This window comes from Actinophytocola xinjiangensis, from assembly GCF_001921215.1.
Lineage (GTDB): Bacteria > Actinomycetota > Actinomycetes > Mycobacteriales > Pseudonocardiaceae > Actinophytocola > Actinophytocola xinjiangensis.
Map to the genome: position 1 here is coordinate 184,591 of NZ_MSIF01000012.1, position 14,461 is coordinate 199,051.

The 14,461-nt window shown below is 70.7% G+C and carries 17 protein-coding genes; 16 read left to right on the forward strand and 1 reads right to left on the reverse strand.

The window, feature by feature from the left end; all coding sequences use genetic code 11:
• The first annotated feature begins 71 nt into the window (after positions 1 to 71).
• From BLA60_RS23820 to BLA60_RS23890, 15 genes are all read left to right on the forward strand, one after another.
• Positions 72 to 827 carry a CPBP family intramembrane glutamic endopeptidase gene (locus BLA60_RS23820; protein ID WP_084735214.1) on the forward strand — a complete coding sequence of 252 codons (756 nt, stop codon included), beginning with the start codon at positions 72 to 74 and terminating at the stop codon, positions 825 to 827.
• A 149-nt stretch (positions 828 to 976) separates the two neighbouring features.
• On the forward strand, positions 977 to 1,432 hold the full coding sequence (rpsP, locus tag BLA60_RS23825; RefSeq protein WP_075135184.1) for a 30S ribosomal protein S16: 456 nt from the start codon (positions 977 to 979) through the stop codon (positions 1,430 to 1,432).
• Positions 1,429 to 1,668: an RNA-binding protein gene (locus BLA60_RS23830; RefSeq protein ID WP_075128707.1), complete on the forward strand. Its 240-nt coding sequence runs from the start codon at positions 1,429 to 1,431 to the stop codon at positions 1,666 to 1,668. Before rpsP ends, BLA60_RS23830 begins: the two co-directional genes overlap by 4 nt.
• The gene (gene rimM, locus BLA60_RS23835; protein WP_075135185.1) at positions 1,669 to 2,187 is read left to right on the forward strand and encodes a ribosome maturation factor RimM; all 519 of its coding nucleotides are present in this window, start codon (positions 1,669 to 1,671) and stop codon (positions 2,185 to 2,187) included.
• Complete coding sequence (gene trmD / locus BLA60_RS23840; RefSeq protein WP_075135186.1) at positions 2,188 to 2,964, forward strand: tRNA (guanosine(37)-N1)-methyltransferase TrmD; 777 nt, start codon at positions 2,188 to 2,190, stop codon at positions 2,962 to 2,964.
• Between the two features lie 130 nt (positions 2,965 to 3,094).
• A complete protein-coding gene (gene rplS / locus BLA60_RS23845; RefSeq protein WP_075135187.1) occupies positions 3,095 to 3,454 on the forward strand; it encodes a 50S ribosomal protein L19 in 360 nt (119 codons plus the stop codon).
• Between the two features lie 47 nt (positions 3,455 to 3,501).
• On the forward strand, positions 3,502 to 4,500 hold the full coding sequence (gene lepB, locus BLA60_RS23850; RefSeq protein ID WP_154814542.1) for a signal peptidase I: 999 nt from the start codon (positions 3,502 to 3,504) through the stop codon (positions 4,498 to 4,500).
• An 85-nt stretch (positions 4,501 to 4,585) separates the two neighbouring features.
• A complete protein-coding gene (gene lepB, locus BLA60_RS23855) occupies positions 4,586 to 5,512 on the forward strand; it encodes a signal peptidase I (RefSeq protein ID WP_245812112.1) in 927 nt (308 codons plus the stop codon).
• Between the two features lie 47 nt (positions 5,513 to 5,559).
• Entirely contained in the window at positions 5,560 to 6,291 is a 732-nt protein-coding gene (locus tag BLA60_RS23860; RefSeq protein WP_075135269.1) for a ribonuclease HII, read from the forward strand.
• Entirely contained in the window at positions 6,288 to 6,611 is a 324-nt protein-coding gene (locus tag BLA60_RS23865) for a DUF2469 domain-containing protein (protein WP_075135190.1), read from the forward strand. Before BLA60_RS23860 ends, BLA60_RS23865 begins: the two co-directional genes overlap by 4 nt.
• Positions 6,612 to 6,730: 119 nt before the next feature.
• Entirely contained in the window at positions 6,731 to 7,111 is a 381-nt protein-coding gene (locus BLA60_RS23870; protein WP_075135191.1) for a YraN family protein, read from the forward strand.
• 85 nt (positions 7,112 to 7,196) lie between these two features.
• Entirely contained in the window at positions 7,197 to 8,711 is a 1,515-nt protein-coding gene (locus BLA60_RS23875) for a YifB family Mg chelatase-like AAA ATPase (protein ID WP_075135192.1), read from the forward strand.
• Between the two features lie 458 nt (positions 8,712 to 9,169).
• Positions 9,170 to 10,267 (forward strand): DNA-processing protein DprA, encoded by a 1,098-nt coding sequence (gene dprA, locus BLA60_RS23880; RefSeq protein WP_075135193.1) that lies wholly within the window; start codon positions 9,170 to 9,172, stop codon positions 10,265 to 10,267.
• Between the two features lie 76 nt (positions 10,268 to 10,343).
• Entirely contained in the window at positions 10,344 to 11,450 is a 1,107-nt protein-coding gene (locus BLA60_RS23885) for a tyrosine recombinase XerC (RefSeq protein ID WP_075135194.1), read from the forward strand.
• Positions 11,422 to 12,345, forward strand: a complete 924-nt coding sequence (locus BLA60_RS23890) for a FliA/WhiG family RNA polymerase sigma factor (protein WP_075135195.1) — start codon at positions 11,422 to 11,424, stop codon at positions 12,343 to 12,345. The genes BLA60_RS23885 and BLA60_RS23890 overlap by 29 nt, the downstream gene beginning before the upstream one ends.
• A 124-nt stretch (positions 12,346 to 12,469) precedes the next feature.
• Here the strand turns inward: BLA60_RS23890 and BLA60_RS46440 are convergent, their stop codons facing one another.
• Positions 12,470 to 13,258: a peptidoglycan DD-metalloendopeptidase family protein gene (locus BLA60_RS46440; RefSeq protein ID WP_170108409.1), complete on the reverse strand. Its 789-nt coding sequence runs from the start codon at positions 13,256 to 13,258 to the stop codon at positions 12,470 to 12,472.
• Between the two features lie 347 nt (positions 13,259 to 13,605).
• On the opposite strand from BLA60_RS46440, the gene rpsB reads away from it, so the two are divergent.
• The gene (gene rpsB / locus BLA60_RS23900) at positions 13,606 to 14,457 is read left to right on the forward strand and encodes a 30S ribosomal protein S2 (RefSeq protein WP_075135196.1); all 852 of its coding nucleotides are present in this window, start codon (positions 13,606 to 13,608) and stop codon (positions 14,455 to 14,457) included.
• Positions 14,458 to 14,461: the final 4 nt, after the last annotated feature.

A 14,461-nucleotide genomic window follows, 5' to 3' on the forward strand; every position in this document is an offset into this window, starting at 1 on the left:
GAGCCCGACTGGCCGTTGATTGGGTACAGCTTGTCCAGTTACCACGAGAAATACGGACTACTCTGAAACGAGTGACTACCGAACGGGAAGCGACCGAGGCCACACCGGACCTCGACGAACCCCCGGTACGCACCCACCGTTGGGGCTTCGGCGCCTTCCTCGTCGTCTACGCGGTCTTCGTGCTCTCCGCCGTGCTGATCGCCGCCCTGGTCGGCACCGTCGCCCCCGACGCCGTCTCCTCCGGCACCGTCGTGATGCTCGGCACGATGCTCCCCACGGTGCTCGCGACCCTCACCGCCCTGCTGGTCACCAAGGTGCGCGGCAACGGCCCGAAACGGGACCTGCGCTGGTCGTTCACCCGCTCCGACGTGCGCGCCGGCTTCCGGTTCGGCGTGCTCGGCCTGGTCTGCACCACGGCCGCCGCCGTGCTGTGGACCAACTTCGTCGGCGAGGAGAACGCCTCCTCGGCCGTCGGCCGGCTGGTGGAGAACGACCGGATGCCGCTGGCCGCGGCGATCATCATGTTCCTGTTCGTGTGGCTGGTCGCCCCGGTCTGCGAGGAGATCATCTACCGGGGTCTGCTGTGGGGTGCCCTGGAGCGGCTGAAGTGGGGCCGCTGGGCGGTGTTCACCCTCACCACGGTGATCTTCGCGATCAGCCACCTCGAACCGCTGCGCACGTCGCTGCTGTTGGTGATCGGCATCCCGATCGGCCTGGCCAGGCTGTTCACCGGCCGTCTGGGGGCGAGCGTCGTGGCCCACCAGATCAACAACTTCCTGCCCGCGCTGGCGGTCCTGCTGGTCGCGGTCGGGGCGATGCCCGCCTGAGCGAACCTGTCTGGCAGAATGTACGGCTGTCCGTCGTGACCGGACCCTCTCACCGTGCCACGACGCCACCGCACTTCGGGAATCAGTGTTCCGCAACCCCACGCGGCACGCCGGCACCCAGACATCACCGACAGGGAGCACCACAGCCAGTGGCAGTCAAGATCAAGCTGCAGCGCCTCGGCAAGATCCGGGCGCCGTACTACCGCGTCATCGTCGCCGACGCCCGTACCCGCCGTAACGGCCGGGCGATCGAGACGATCGGTCGGTACCACCCCAAGGAGGAGCCGAGCCTCATCGAGGTCGACTCCGCGCGCACCCAGTACTGGCTGGGTGTCGGTGCACAGCCGACCGAGTCGGTCCAGCGCATCCTGGAGATCACCGGCGACTGGCAGAAGTTCAAGGGCCTGCCGGGCACCGAGGGCACCCTGAAGCACGCCGAGCCGAAGCCGACCAAGCAGGAGCTGTTCGAGGCAGCCCTCAAGGCCGCCGGCGAGGAGCCGACGACCGAGGCCACCACCCCGAAGAAGAAGGGTGGCGCCAGGAAGTCCGAGGCCAAGAAGGCCGACGACAAGCCCGCGGATGAGGGTGCCAAGGACGAGTCGTGAGTTTCCTGGCTGATGCTTTGGAACACCTCGTGCGCGGCATCGTCGACAACCCGGACGACGTTCGCGTCGAGCTGGTGACCACGCGCCGTGGCCGCACGCTCGAACTGCACGTCAACCCGGATGACCTCGGCAAGGTGATCGGCCGGGGCGGGCGCACCGCCACGGCGCTGCGCACCGTCATGGCCGGTATCGGCGGCCGCGGCATCCGAGTGGACGTCGTCGACACCGACCAGTAGATGGCGGATCTTCTCCTGGTCGGCCGGGTGGCCAAGGCGCACGGCATCGCCGGCGAACTGGCCGTCGACATCCACACCGACTCGCCGGACGAGCGTTTCGCTCCCGGAGCCGTGCTGTCCGCACGGCTCCGGGACCGCTCGGTCCGCCCGGTCACCGTGGCGACCGTGCGCGCGCACTCCGGTCGTCTGCTCGTGCGCTTCGACGAGGTGCCCGACCGCACCGCCGCGGAGACCATGCGCGGCGCCCAGCTGCTGGTCGACGCCGCCGACCTGCCGCCATCGGAGGACCCGGACGCGTTCTACGACCACGAGCTGGAGGGCCTGGCCGCCGTGCTGGCCGACGGCACCGAGGTCGGCACGGTCCGCGAGATCGCCCGCAGCCCCGGCGCCGAGCTGCTGGTCATCAGCCGTCCGGACGGCACCGAGTCGCTGGTCCCGTTCGTCCGCGAGATCGTCCCCGAGGTCGACGTCCGGGGCGGCCGGGTGGTCCTCGACCCGCCGGAAGGCCTGCTGAGCTAAGTGCGCATCGACGTCGTCACGATCTTCCCCGAGTACCTCGACCCGCTGCGCCAGGCACTGCTCGGCCGCGCGATCGACCGTGGCCTGCTCACCCTGGACGTCCACGACCTGCGGGCCTGGACCCACGACGTGCACAAGGCCGTCGACGACAGCCCCTACGGCGGCGGCCCCGGCATGGTGATGAAGCCGCAGGTCTGGGGGGAGGCCCTGGACGAGCTGTGCGCGTCCGGCACGCCCCGGCTGGTCGTCCCGACCCCGGCCGGCCGCCCGTTCACCCAGGCCGTGGCCAGGGAGTACGCGGCGCAGCCGTGGCTGGTGTTCGCCTGCGGCCGGTACGAGGGCATCGACCAGCGGGTGCTCGACGACGCGGCCAGGCGGATGCCCGTCGACGAGGTCTCGATCGGCGACTACGTACTGGTCGGCGGCGAGGTCGCGGTGATGGTGATGGTCGAGGCCGTCGCCCGGCTGCTGCCGGGGGTGCTCGGCAACCCGGCCTCGGCCGAACAGGACTCCTTCTCCGACGGACTGCTCGAAGGCCCGAGCTACACCCGCCCCGAGGTCTGGCGCGATCTCGCGGTCCCTGACGTGCTGCGTTCCGGCAACCACGGCGCGATCGACCGCTGGCGCCGTGACCAGGCCCTGGCCAGGACGTTCCACCGCCGACCCGACCTGCTCGACGCCCTGCCCGAGGGCGCTCTGGACAAGCACGACCGCGCCCAACTGGGACGTCTGGGCGAGGCTTCCGGTCCCCCCGGATCTTCCGTTCCGGGGACGTGACATACTTGGCCAGTTGCTGCGACCGGGTGGCGCCTGGGCGCACTCGACGTTGACTTCCCCCGAGGTTGGCTTGAGACATTGAGTCGCCGCGCCCTGGGGACGCACGAACGACACGAGGACGGATACACCGATGAACACCCTGGATGCCCTGGACGCCAAGTCGCTGCGCTCCGACATCCCGGACTTCCGCCCGGGCGACACGCTGAAGGTCCACGTCCGCGTCATCGAGGGCTCCCGCGAGCGGGTTCAGGTCTTCAAGGGCGTGGTCATCCGTCGTCAGGGCGGTGGCATCCGGGAGACCTTCACGGTCCGCAAGATCTCCTTCGGCGTCGGCGTGGAGCGCACCTTCCCGGTGCACTCCCCGAACATCGCCAAGGTCGAGGTCGACCGCCGTGGCGACGTCCGGCGCGCGAAGCTGTACTACCTGCGCGAGCTGCGCGGCAAGGCCGCCAAGATCAAGGAGAAGCGCGAGACCGCGCCCACGTCCTGACCGGCGACGACGCGACGAACCTTCGCGGTCTCCCGTAGCCTGGTTTTGTGGTCACCCCTGTGCACGCGCCATCGCCTGAGGATGATCCGGAACGCACCGACGAGATCGCGAAGGCGGACGTCGGATCCGGGAGCCCGCGGGAACCGGTGCCGGAGGTGTCCGACGACGGCGATGGGGACGATCGTGGTTCCAGACGCCGAGGTCGGCACCGTCGCCCGCCGAAGAAGCAGCCGCTGTGGCGTGAGCTGCTGACGCTGGTGGCGGTGGCGCTGCTGCTGACCTTCCTGATCCAGCAGTTCCTCGGCCGGGTCTACTCGATCCCGTCGGGGTCGATGGAGCGCACGCTGCACGGCTGTCCCGGCTGCACCGGTGACCGGGTGTTGGTCGACAAGCTCGTGTACTTCTTCGGTGACCCCGAACCGGGTGACGTCATCGTCTTCAAGGGCCCGACGTCCTGGACGGAGAACGACGTCGAGGTGCCGCGTTCGGGCAACGTCGTCGTCCGGGCGCTGCAACAGGTCGGCGCGCTGATCGGCCTCGCCCCGCCGGACGAGCGTGACTTCGTCAAACGGGTGGTCGCCGTCGGCGGCCAGACCGTCCAGTGCTGCGACGACGAGTGGCGTGTCCTGGTGGACGGCCGCCCGCTGGACGAGCCGTACATCTTCTGGCAGAACGGGAAACCGGACGGCCGTCAGCGGTTTGACCCGGTCCTGGTGCCGGAGGGATCCCTGTGGGTGATGGGCGACAACCGCAGCGACTCCTGTGACTCCCGCTGTCAGGGCGGCGGCGGGGTGCGCGGGGTGGTCCCGGTGGACGACGTCATCGGCAAGGCCCGGTACATCGTGTTGCCGCCCTCGCGCTGGCAGGGCGTCGGCGACCACAACCCGCAGGGCGGCATTCCGCTCGCGTTGGGCGCACCGGCGTGGCAGGAAGGCCTTCCGGCGGCGGTGGGACTGCTCGCGGCGTGGCCCGTCGTGCTGGCCGGGCGGGGCCTGCGGCGGCGACGGTGGCGGTGGCGTCGGCCGCCGGGCCGAACCCCTGGCTGAGGCCGTCGACAACACCGGAAAGATACCTCCGCCACGCGGGCCGCGTGGCGGCGAGTGGCCCGCCGGGCACCGGTAGTCTGCACTGGTGGCCGACGTCGCACATTCCGGGAACAGTATGGACAACGAGGACGATGGGGACCGGCCTGAGCCGGATCAGGAACCTGTCACCGGGCGTGGTCGCCGGCGCAAGAACAAGAAACAGCGCTCGTTCTGGAAGGAGCTGCCGATCCTGATCGGGGTCGCGCTCCTGCTGGCGTTGGTCATCCAGACGTTCATCGCGCGGGTGTTCGTGATCCCGTCGGAGTCGATGGAGCAGACCCTGCACGGCTGCCCCGGCTGCTACGGCGACCGTGTGCTGGTGGACAAGCTGGTCTACAACTTCACCGAGCCCGAGCCGGGCGAGGTCATCGTGTTCGAGCGGCCGTCGACCTGGAACCGTTCGGAGTTCCAGGCCGACCGTTCCAGCAACGGGTTCGTGTCGTGGCTCCAGGACGTCGGCGCGGCGTTCGGCCTCGCCGCCCCGGACGAGGACGATGTCGTCAAGCGCATCGTGGCGGTCGGTGGCCAGCGGGTCGAGTGCTGTGACGACCAGAACCGGGTGCTGGTGGACGGCAAGCCGCTGGACGAGCCGTACATCTACTGGTCGGGCGGCCCGCGTGAGCAGGAGCCGTTCGAGCCGGTCACGGTGCCCGACGGGCAGCTGTGGGTGCTGGGTGACAACCGCAACCGCTCGTGTGACTCCCGCTGCCAGGGCGGCGGGGGGACCAACGGCCTGGTTCCGGTGGACAATGTGATTGGCAAGGCGCGTTACATCGTGCTGCCGCCGTCGCGCTGGCGGGGCGTGGGCGACCACGACCCGCAGGTGACGGACGTGGCGCTGCGGTTCGGCCTGCCGCTGGGTGTCGGGTTCGCGGCCGCGTTCCCGACCCTGTGGCTGGGCCGACGGGTACGCACCGCCGTAAGGTCCATCCGATCGGGCGAATCTTCGGGATCGGCGGGAGACAAGCAGTGACCCTGGCCCACCTCGACTGGCTGGAGTCTCGCCCCCCGAGGGCGATCATGCGTCGCGACTCCGGCAACTGGGGCTTACAGGCGGCGCTGGACCGCCGTGGTCTTGGCCCGGTGGCCGGTGTGGACGAGGCGGGCCGTGGTGCCTGCGCCGGTCCGCTCGTGGTGGCCTCGTGTGTGCTGCGTCCCGGCGACGCCGGCCGTTTCGAGGGTTTGACCGATTCGAAGTTGCTCACCGCCGCCGCGCGCGAGCGGATGTTCGACCTGATCCTCAAGCGGGCGGTCGACTACGCGGTGGTGATCGTTCCCGTAGCAGAAGTTGACCTGATCGGTGTACACGTGTCCAACATCGAGGGAATGCGCCGGGCCATCGCCCAGCTGCGTACACACCCTGGGTATGTGCTCATCGACGGCTTCCGGGTCCCCGGACTGACCGCCCCGAGCATGCCCGTCATCAAGGGTGACCGGGCGGTGGCCTGCGTCGCGGCCGCGTCGGTGCTGGCGAAGGTGACCAGGGACCGGATCATGACGGAGTTGCACGAGACGCTGCCGGAGTACGGGTTCGACGAGCACAAGGGCTACTGCACCGGCACGCACAGCGCGGCGCTGGCCGAGCACGGTCCCAGCGACGTGCACCGCTGGTCGTTCGTGAACGTGGCGTCGGCCGGGTTGGCGCATGGTCGGCGCGCGCCGCATCCGGTGGCCTTGAGTGTGGCCGCGACCGCCGTGGTTCAGAATGGGAGGTCGACCCCCGTCGAGCTGGAGGAGCGCGAAACCGTATGAGCGCGGAGGATCTCGAGAAGTACGAGACCGAGATGGAGCTGCAGCTCTACCGGGAGTATCGCGACATCGTGAGCCAGTTCTCCTACGTCGTCGAGACCGAGCGCCGGTTCTACCTGGCCAACGGCGTCGACGTGCAGGTGAGGGACTCGGACGGCGAGGTCTACTTCGAGGTGCGGATGTCGGACGCGTGGGTGTGGGACATGTACCGGCCCGCCCGGTTCGTCAAGAACGTCCGGGTGATCACGTTCAAGGACGTGAACGTGGAGGAGCTGGACAAGCCTGAGCTGCGGCTTCCTGAAGAGGGCCCCTTCGGCACCTGATACCACACCGGCCCGCTCCCACCGGTCGTTCACCCCCGAGTTGTCCACAGCTGGGCCGGTTGTCCACAGTTCGCCACCACCCCCTGGCATCACCGTCCGCCGGCCGGGACCGTGGACGCATGACAACCAGCAACCCCCGCTCCACTCCCCGTCACCTCACCACGGGCGCACAGGGCGAAGACCTGGCCGCGCGCTACCTCCGGAACCAGGGCCTGGTCCTCCTGTCCAGGAACTGGCGCTGCCACGAAGGTGAACTCGACCTGGTGGCCACCGACGGACGAAAACTCATCGTCTGTGAAGTGAAAACAAGGACCACCACCGACTACGGCCACCCCGCCGAGGCGGTGACACCGGAGAAGGCCAACCGCATCCGCCGCCTGTCCAGGCGGTGGCGGGCAGCCCACCACGTCCGCTGGTGCCCCGAACGGTTCGACATCATCGCCATCACCTGGCCGAGAAACGCCGAACCCACCCTCCAACACTTCCCGGCAGCCTTCTGATGGGCGGCCCTGTCATCACCCCACCCGCCGCCGTTGGCGGCGGCCTCCACGACCGAGGGCCGCACACCCGGATCGGCGGCCGGTGATGGCTCTTGCCCGTACCTGGTCGGTGGCCCTGTTCGGCGTCGACGGCCTGGTCGTCGAGATCGAGGCCGACATCGGCGGCGGCCGTCCCCGGACCCAGATCGTCGGCCTCCCCGACGCCTCGCTCAACGAGGCGAAGGAACGCGTCCGTGCCGCCATCCGCAACAGCGGCGAGGAGTGGCCGACCGAACTGGTCACCCTCGCCCTCTCACCAGCGGCCCTCCCCAAGGGCGGCTCCAGCTACGACCTGGCCCTGGCGTGCGCCGTGCTGACCGCCGGCGGCCGGGTCCCGCCGGACAGGCTCCCCGGCACCGCCATGATCGGTGAGCTGGCGCTGGACGGCCGGCTCCGTGCGGTGCGCGGCGTGCTTCCCGGTCTGCTGGCCGCCCGCAGAGCCGGTCTGGGCAGGGCCATCGTCCCCACGTCGACTCTCGCCGAAGCCGCCCTCGTCACCGACCTGGACGTCAAGGGAGCCGACCATCTCCACGACGTCCTCGTCTGGCTCAGGGGCGACCGCGACGCCCTCCACGACCCGTCACCCGACCGCACCCCACCTCACCAGGAGATCCCCGACCTGTCCGACGTCGTCGGCCAGACCGAGGCCCGCTGGGCGCTGGAGGTGGCCGCCGCCGGCGGCCATCACCTGCTCCTCACCGGCCCCCCGGGCACCGGCAAGACGATGCTCGCCGAGCGCCTCCCCGGCCTCCTCCCACCCCTGACCACCGAACAGTCCCTGGAGGTCACCGCGATCCGGTCGATCGCCGGCACCCTCACCCAGGAATCCCCGCTGATCACCGTCGCTCCCTTCGTGGCACCCCATCACACGACGTCGATCTCCGGCCTCATCGGCGGCGGTACCGGCCTGGCCAAGCCCGGGGTGATCAGCCAGGCCCATCACGGCGTCCTGTTCATGGACGAAGCCTGCGAGTTCGGAGCCCGCCACCTCGAATCCCTCAGAACCGCCGTGGAACAGGGCGAGATCCGCCTCGCCCGCCGTGACGGCGTCTGCCGCTATCCCGCCGCGTTCCAACTGGTCCTGGCGACCAACACCTGCCCCTGCGCCCCACCGAGGGAGGTGGACTGCACGTGCTCGCCCCACACCAGACGCAGGTACCTGGGTCGCCTGTCCGGTCCGCTGCTGGACCGGGTCGACCTGAGGGTCCGCATGCGCCCCGTGACAGCCCTGTCGGCGGCCGACCGCATCACCCCGGAGTCCAGCGCCACGGTCCGAGCCAGGGTGATCAGGGCCAGGGCGAAGGCCGCGACCCGCTGGCGCCCCCACGGTTGGCTGACCAACGCCCAGGCCCCGGGCCCGTTCCTCCGTCGAGAGTTCGCCTTACCCCGACAGGCGACAGCCCTGCTCGACCGAGGCCTGTCGACAGGCGCGGTCACCGCCCGAGGCGCCGACCGCTGCCTCAGAGTCGCCTGGACCCTCAGTGACCTGGCCGACCTGGACCACCCCGAAGCCGACCACGTAGCCACCGCCCTCGAATTCCGCGACCGGAGAGCCGCATGACCCCCCAACCTCCCAGCCTGATCGAACGCCTCCTGACCAGGCAGTGCACCAACACCCACCAGAAATGGTCAGAACCGGATGCCGACGAGCAGCCAGTGCTGGGCCGCGAGGAACGGAACGACGTCCGAGCGGCCGCCCCCGCGTCCACCGCCCAACCGCCAGCGGGCCTACCGGAGATGTCCACGGCCGCAACGGTTGTGCTGAGCGCCGTCGACATCGAACCGCCTGTTTCCGTGGCACTGTCTCCCGGAGCGGCCTTCACCTACCCAGGCACCGCCGGCGCCGAACCTGGCCCGACCAGTACCGAGATCCACGCCGCCTCAGGCGCCGACACCGCTGGTCCGACGACGTCCGGTCCCTCCAGGAAGAAGCCTCGGAGCAGGTCCGGTTCGTCGTCGCCCGCCACCAGGACGACGGCCGACAAGGTCGCCGAGTGTCGGCTTGCCCGCGCGTACCTGATGCGGGTCGCCGAGCCACCGGCCACGGCTCTGCTCGCGTTCGTCGACTCCGTCGGGCCGGTGGAAGCGGCGGCGGCGGTCCGTGCGGCCGCCGTTCCCGAGCGGGTCCTCGCCGAGATCTCCGCCCGCCGCCATCTCGAACTGGCGGAGAGCGACCTGGCCGACGCCCGTCGGATCGGTGCCCGGCTGGTCGTCCCGGAGGACGAGGAGTGGCCGGCGTGGCCGCTGCTCAGTCTCGCCGCCGCCAGTGACCGGGGGCAGCGGTGGTCCGGTTCGCCGCTCGGCCTGTGGGCGAAAGGCCCCGTCCGCCTGGCCGACACCGTCGAACGCGCCGTGGCGGTCGTCGGCGCGCGGTCGGCCTCCGGGTACGGCGAGTACGTGGCCGCCGAGATCGGTCATGACCTGGCCAACGCGGGCATGACCGTCGTGTCCGGTGCCGCCTTCGGGATCGACGGCCAGGCCCACCGTGGCGCGCTCGCCGCCAAGGGCACCACCGTCGCCGTGTTGGCGTGTGGGGTCGACCTGCGTTACCCGGTCGGGCATTCCGACCTCATCGACGAGATCGCCGCCACCGGGCTGATCCTCAGCGAGTACCCGCCGGGCACCCCGCCGGCCCGTCACCGCTTCCTCGTCCGCAACCGGCTGATCGCGGCGCTGTCGAGCGGCACCGTGGTCGTGGAGGCCGGTGTGCGCAGCGGTGCGCGGAACACCGCGACGACGGCCGCCGCGCTCGGCAAGGTCGTGCTCGCCGTGCCGGGGCCGATCACCTCCGCCACCTCGGCCGGTTGCCACGACCTGCTCCGCGCCGGCACCGCGATGCTGGCCGGGTCGGTGCCGGAGATCCTGGAGGCCGTCGGCCCGGTCGGGGAGCATCTGGTCGAACCGCCCAGCGGCCCGGTTCGCCGCACCGACGGTCTCGGCGGTCAGGCGCTGCGCGTCTACGAGGCCCTCAGCCGGCGCACCGCGCGCACCCCGGCGCGGGTCGCGGTCGAGTCCGGGGTGCCGATCGACCGGGTCCGCGCGCTCCTGCCCGAACTGGAGCTCACCGACCTGGCGCGCCGGTGCGACGAGGGCTGGCGCCGGGCACCGGACACGTGAGCCGGACACGTGAGCCGCCACGTGCGGGCGTGGCGGTGCTTGACGCGGTCCCCGTCCATGGCGGAGCGTCGCCGGCATGGCGGGGCGACGATCTACCGGCAGGCGGTCCACCGGCACGCGGGTCGATCTCCACCGGGTCCGCGACCGGCTCCCGGCGTCGATCCAGGACGTGGTGCGCGACTACGAACGCCACCTCGCCCTCGAACGCGGCCTGTCGCCGCACACGGTGCGCGCCTACGTCGGCGACGTCGTCTCCCTGCTGGGATTCCTCCACTGCCTGCCGATCACCACCCCCGACCAGAACAACGACCAAGGACGCGACGACCAGGGAGACAGCGACGAAAGAAACAGTGCTGAAGGAAAAGATGACAAAGGAAAAAGTGACAGTTCACGTGAGGTGAGCACCGGAGGGATCGCGGCTCTGGATCTCCAGGCGCTCCGGGCGTGGCTGGCCGCGTTGCGGACAGCGGGTACCGGCCGGACCACGCTGGCCCGCCGGGCGGCCTCGGCGCGCACGTTCACCGCGTGGGCGCACCGGCGAGGGCATCTGCCGGCCGATCCGGGCGGTCGGCTGGCGTCACCCCGGGCGCGGCGGACGTTGCCGTCGGTGCTGCGCGAGGACCAGGCCAACGAGGTGCTGACGGCCTCCGCCTCGGGAGCCGCGCAGCGCGATGCGGTCGCTCTGCGTGATCACGCTCTACTCGAACTGCTGTACGCGACCGGGGTACGGGTGTCGGAGCTGAGCGGGCTCGACCTCGACGACGTCGATCTTGAACGACGAGTTGTAGTCGTTCTGGGAAAAGGAGGCAAGGAACGGACGGTGCCATTCGGACAACCGGCGGAACGGGCGGTGCGCGAGTGGCTCGAACACGGGCGCCCGAGTCTCGCAAGGCCCGTCTCACCACCTGCTCTTCTGCTGGGGGCCCGCGGCGGCCGGTTCCAACCGAGCAGCGTTCGACGTATCGTGCACGAAGCGCTGAGTAGTGTTCCGGGTGCTCCCGTCATGGGACCGCACGGTCTGCGTCACACTGCCGCGACTCATTTGCTCGAGGGGGGTGCCGATCTTCGTAGCGTCCAGGAACTGCTTGGTCACGCTACGCTCGCTACCACCCAGCTATACACACACGTGACCGTCGAACGGCTGAAGGCAATTCATGACCGAGCCCACCCCCGCTCCCAGTGATCTCGGGGACGTCTTCGGGACACCGGGACCGACGCACACCGGCACCGCCGCCGGTGCGTCGACCAACGGTCATGTGATTTCCTTCGGCGTCGGCGACACCGCCGGCGTCCTGCCGGGCGACCAACGCACCTTCGACGACGTCGAGGCGGGCATCGTCGCGCTGTGGCGGTCCTTCGGCGAGCGCCGGGAGCAGACGCTGCGCGACCGGCTCGTGTTGCACTACGCGCCGCTGGTCAAGTACGTCGCCGGCCGGGTCGGCACCGGGCTGCCGGCGCACGTCGAGGTGGCCGACCTGATCCAGTCGGGCATCTTCGGCCTGGTCGACGCGATCGAGAAGTTCGAACCCGAGCGCGGGCTCAAGTTCGAGACCTACGCCATGCAGCGCATCCGGGGCGCGATCCTCGACGACCTCCGCGCCCAGGACTGGGTGCCGCGCTCGGTCCGTGGCCGCGCCCGTGAGGTCGAGCGCGCCCTCGAACGCCTCGGCGCCCACCTGCGGCGCACCCCCACCGACGCCGAACTGGCCGCCGAACTCGGCATCACCGTCGACGAGCTGCGCGACATCTACGCCCAGCTTCAGCTCACCAGCGTCGTCGCGCTGGACGAACTGGCCGCGGCCGGCCGGGGCACCCCGCTCGCCGACATCCTGGAGGACCAGGAGGCGCTGGACCCGGTCGCCCTCCTCGTGGACCAGGACAACCGCAGACAGCTCGCCGAAGCCATCCGCCACCTCACCGAGCGTGACCGAGTCGTGGTGACCCTCTACTACTTCGAGAACCTCACCCTCGCCGAGATCGGCCGGGTGCTCGGCGTCACCGAGTCCCGTGTCTGCCAGCTCCACACCAGGGCCGTCCTGCGCCTACGCGCCAAACTCCTCGAAAAGTCCGAGGTCTGACCCGCGCCGCACCCGCCAGGCCGACGGCGCGAACGACCGCCAGGCTGGCGGCGCGGCCGGCGGCGCGAACGACGGCGCCGTTGGCCGCCCGGACGTGATCGCCCAGGCTCCGCGAGGCAGGTCATCAGCGCGGTTCGTGATCCTCCTTCCAGGGCAGGAGCCGTACCCGGCCGCCGGCGGGCGGGACCAGGGTGAGCGGGTCCAGGTACTCCCCGCCCTTCCGCACGCCCCAGTGCAGGCACGCGGGCACCGTCCGGCAGTGGCCGGGGCGCAGGACACCCAGCACCTCACCGGCGGCGACGTGCTGGCCGGGCTCCACCGACGGGCCGATCGGCTCGTAGGTCGTGCGCAGACCGCCCGGGTGGTCGACCGACACCACGCCACGACCCGCCAGTTGACCGGCGAACACGACCACTCCACCGGCGGCGGCGACGACCTGGTCACCCGTCGCGCCGCCGAGGTCGACGCCGCGATGGCCAGGTCCGTACGGCGTCGCCGGCGGTTCGAACGGCCGCAGCACCGGGTGCGGGGGCGCCAGCGGCCACGCGAACCAGCCCAGCGGCGTGCCGGGCACGTCCGGTGGCTGGCGGACGCGTCGCGGCCCGCCCCCGGGCAAGGACGGCGCGTGCCCCGACAGGGCCGGCGCGCCCTCCTGTATCGCCCGCGCGCCGCCGGGCGCCGGTTCGCCCTCGGGCTGCGGCGCGCCCGCCGACAGGTGCGGCGCGGCGCCAGGCGGCGCCGAGAACGGAGACAGGGCCGAAGACGGAGACAGCGCCGAGGACGGAGGCAGGGCCGCGGACAGCGGCGGGGCGGCCGGCGGTACCGCGGCCGAGGCGGTCACGCCCAGCAGGAAAGGGGCCGTGAGCAGGGCAAGGACGGCGGCGAGCAGCGGGTGGGGCGGGGTGGGAGCCATGCCGTCAACCCTGCCCCGGCCGGCGGCCCGGTGACGGGCCGTGAGGGAATCTGTGGACAACCGGAGCGGTTGTGGACAACTGGCAGGTGGAAGGACGGGTCTGTCCTGTTGAGGGCGACCCGACCGCGTACACTTCCCATCGCGGTCCGTGTGAGTACGGATCGACTTCGCGTGCCAGTGCACCAGCCATGCGCTAACGGCATCCGGCGGTCCCACAGCAGAGTTCGTTGCGGGTCCGGCTGCCGGCACCGGCACCAGGGCGGCACCCGAACACGGGCGCCGCGACAACCGACATCGTGCCTGGTGGACGCCAGGCGCGCTGAGCAGAAGAGGGTGCGAACCAGGCCATGGCCGTCGTCACCATGAAGCAACTGCTGGATTCCGGCGTGCACTTCGGGCATCAGACCCGCCGCTGGAACCCGAAGATGAAGCGCTACATCCTCACCGAGCGCAACGGCATCTACATCATCGACCTCGAGCAGACGCTGTCCTACATCGGGCGCGCCTACGAGTTCATCAAGGAGACCGTCGCCCACGGCGGGTCGATCCTGTTCGTCGGCACGAAGAAGCAGGCGCAGGAGGCCATCGCCAACGAGGCGCTGCGGGTCGGCATGCCCTTCGTCAACCAGCGCTGGCTGGGCGGCATGCTCACCAACTTCTCCACCGTCCACAAGCGCCTCCAGCGCCTCAAGGAGCTGGAGTCCATGGAGCAGACCGGCGGCTTCCAGGGTCTCACCAAGAAAGAGATCCTGATGCTCACCCGCGAGAAGGACAAGCTCGAGCGCACGCTGGGCGGTATCCGCGACATGGCGAAGGTTCCCTCCGCCGTCTGGATCGTGGACACCAAGAAGGAGCACATCGCCGTCGGTGAGGCGCGCAAGCTCAACATCCCGGTCGTCGCGATCCTGGACACCAACTGCGACCCGGACGAGGTCGACTACCCGATCCCGGGCAACGACGACGCGATCCGGTCGGCCGCGCTGCTGACCAAGGTCGTCGCCGAGGCCGCGGCCGCCGGTCTGATGGCCCGCTCCGGCGTGCGCAACGGTGTGCCGGACGGCGAGGACAAGCCGGCTCCGGGCGTCGCCACGGACGAGCCGCTGCCCGAGTGGGAGAAGGAGCTGCTCGTGGGTCAGAACGCGCCGGCCGCGCCGGCCGCTGAGGCCGCCGCGCCCGCCGAGCAGCCGAGCGAGTCCTGACCAA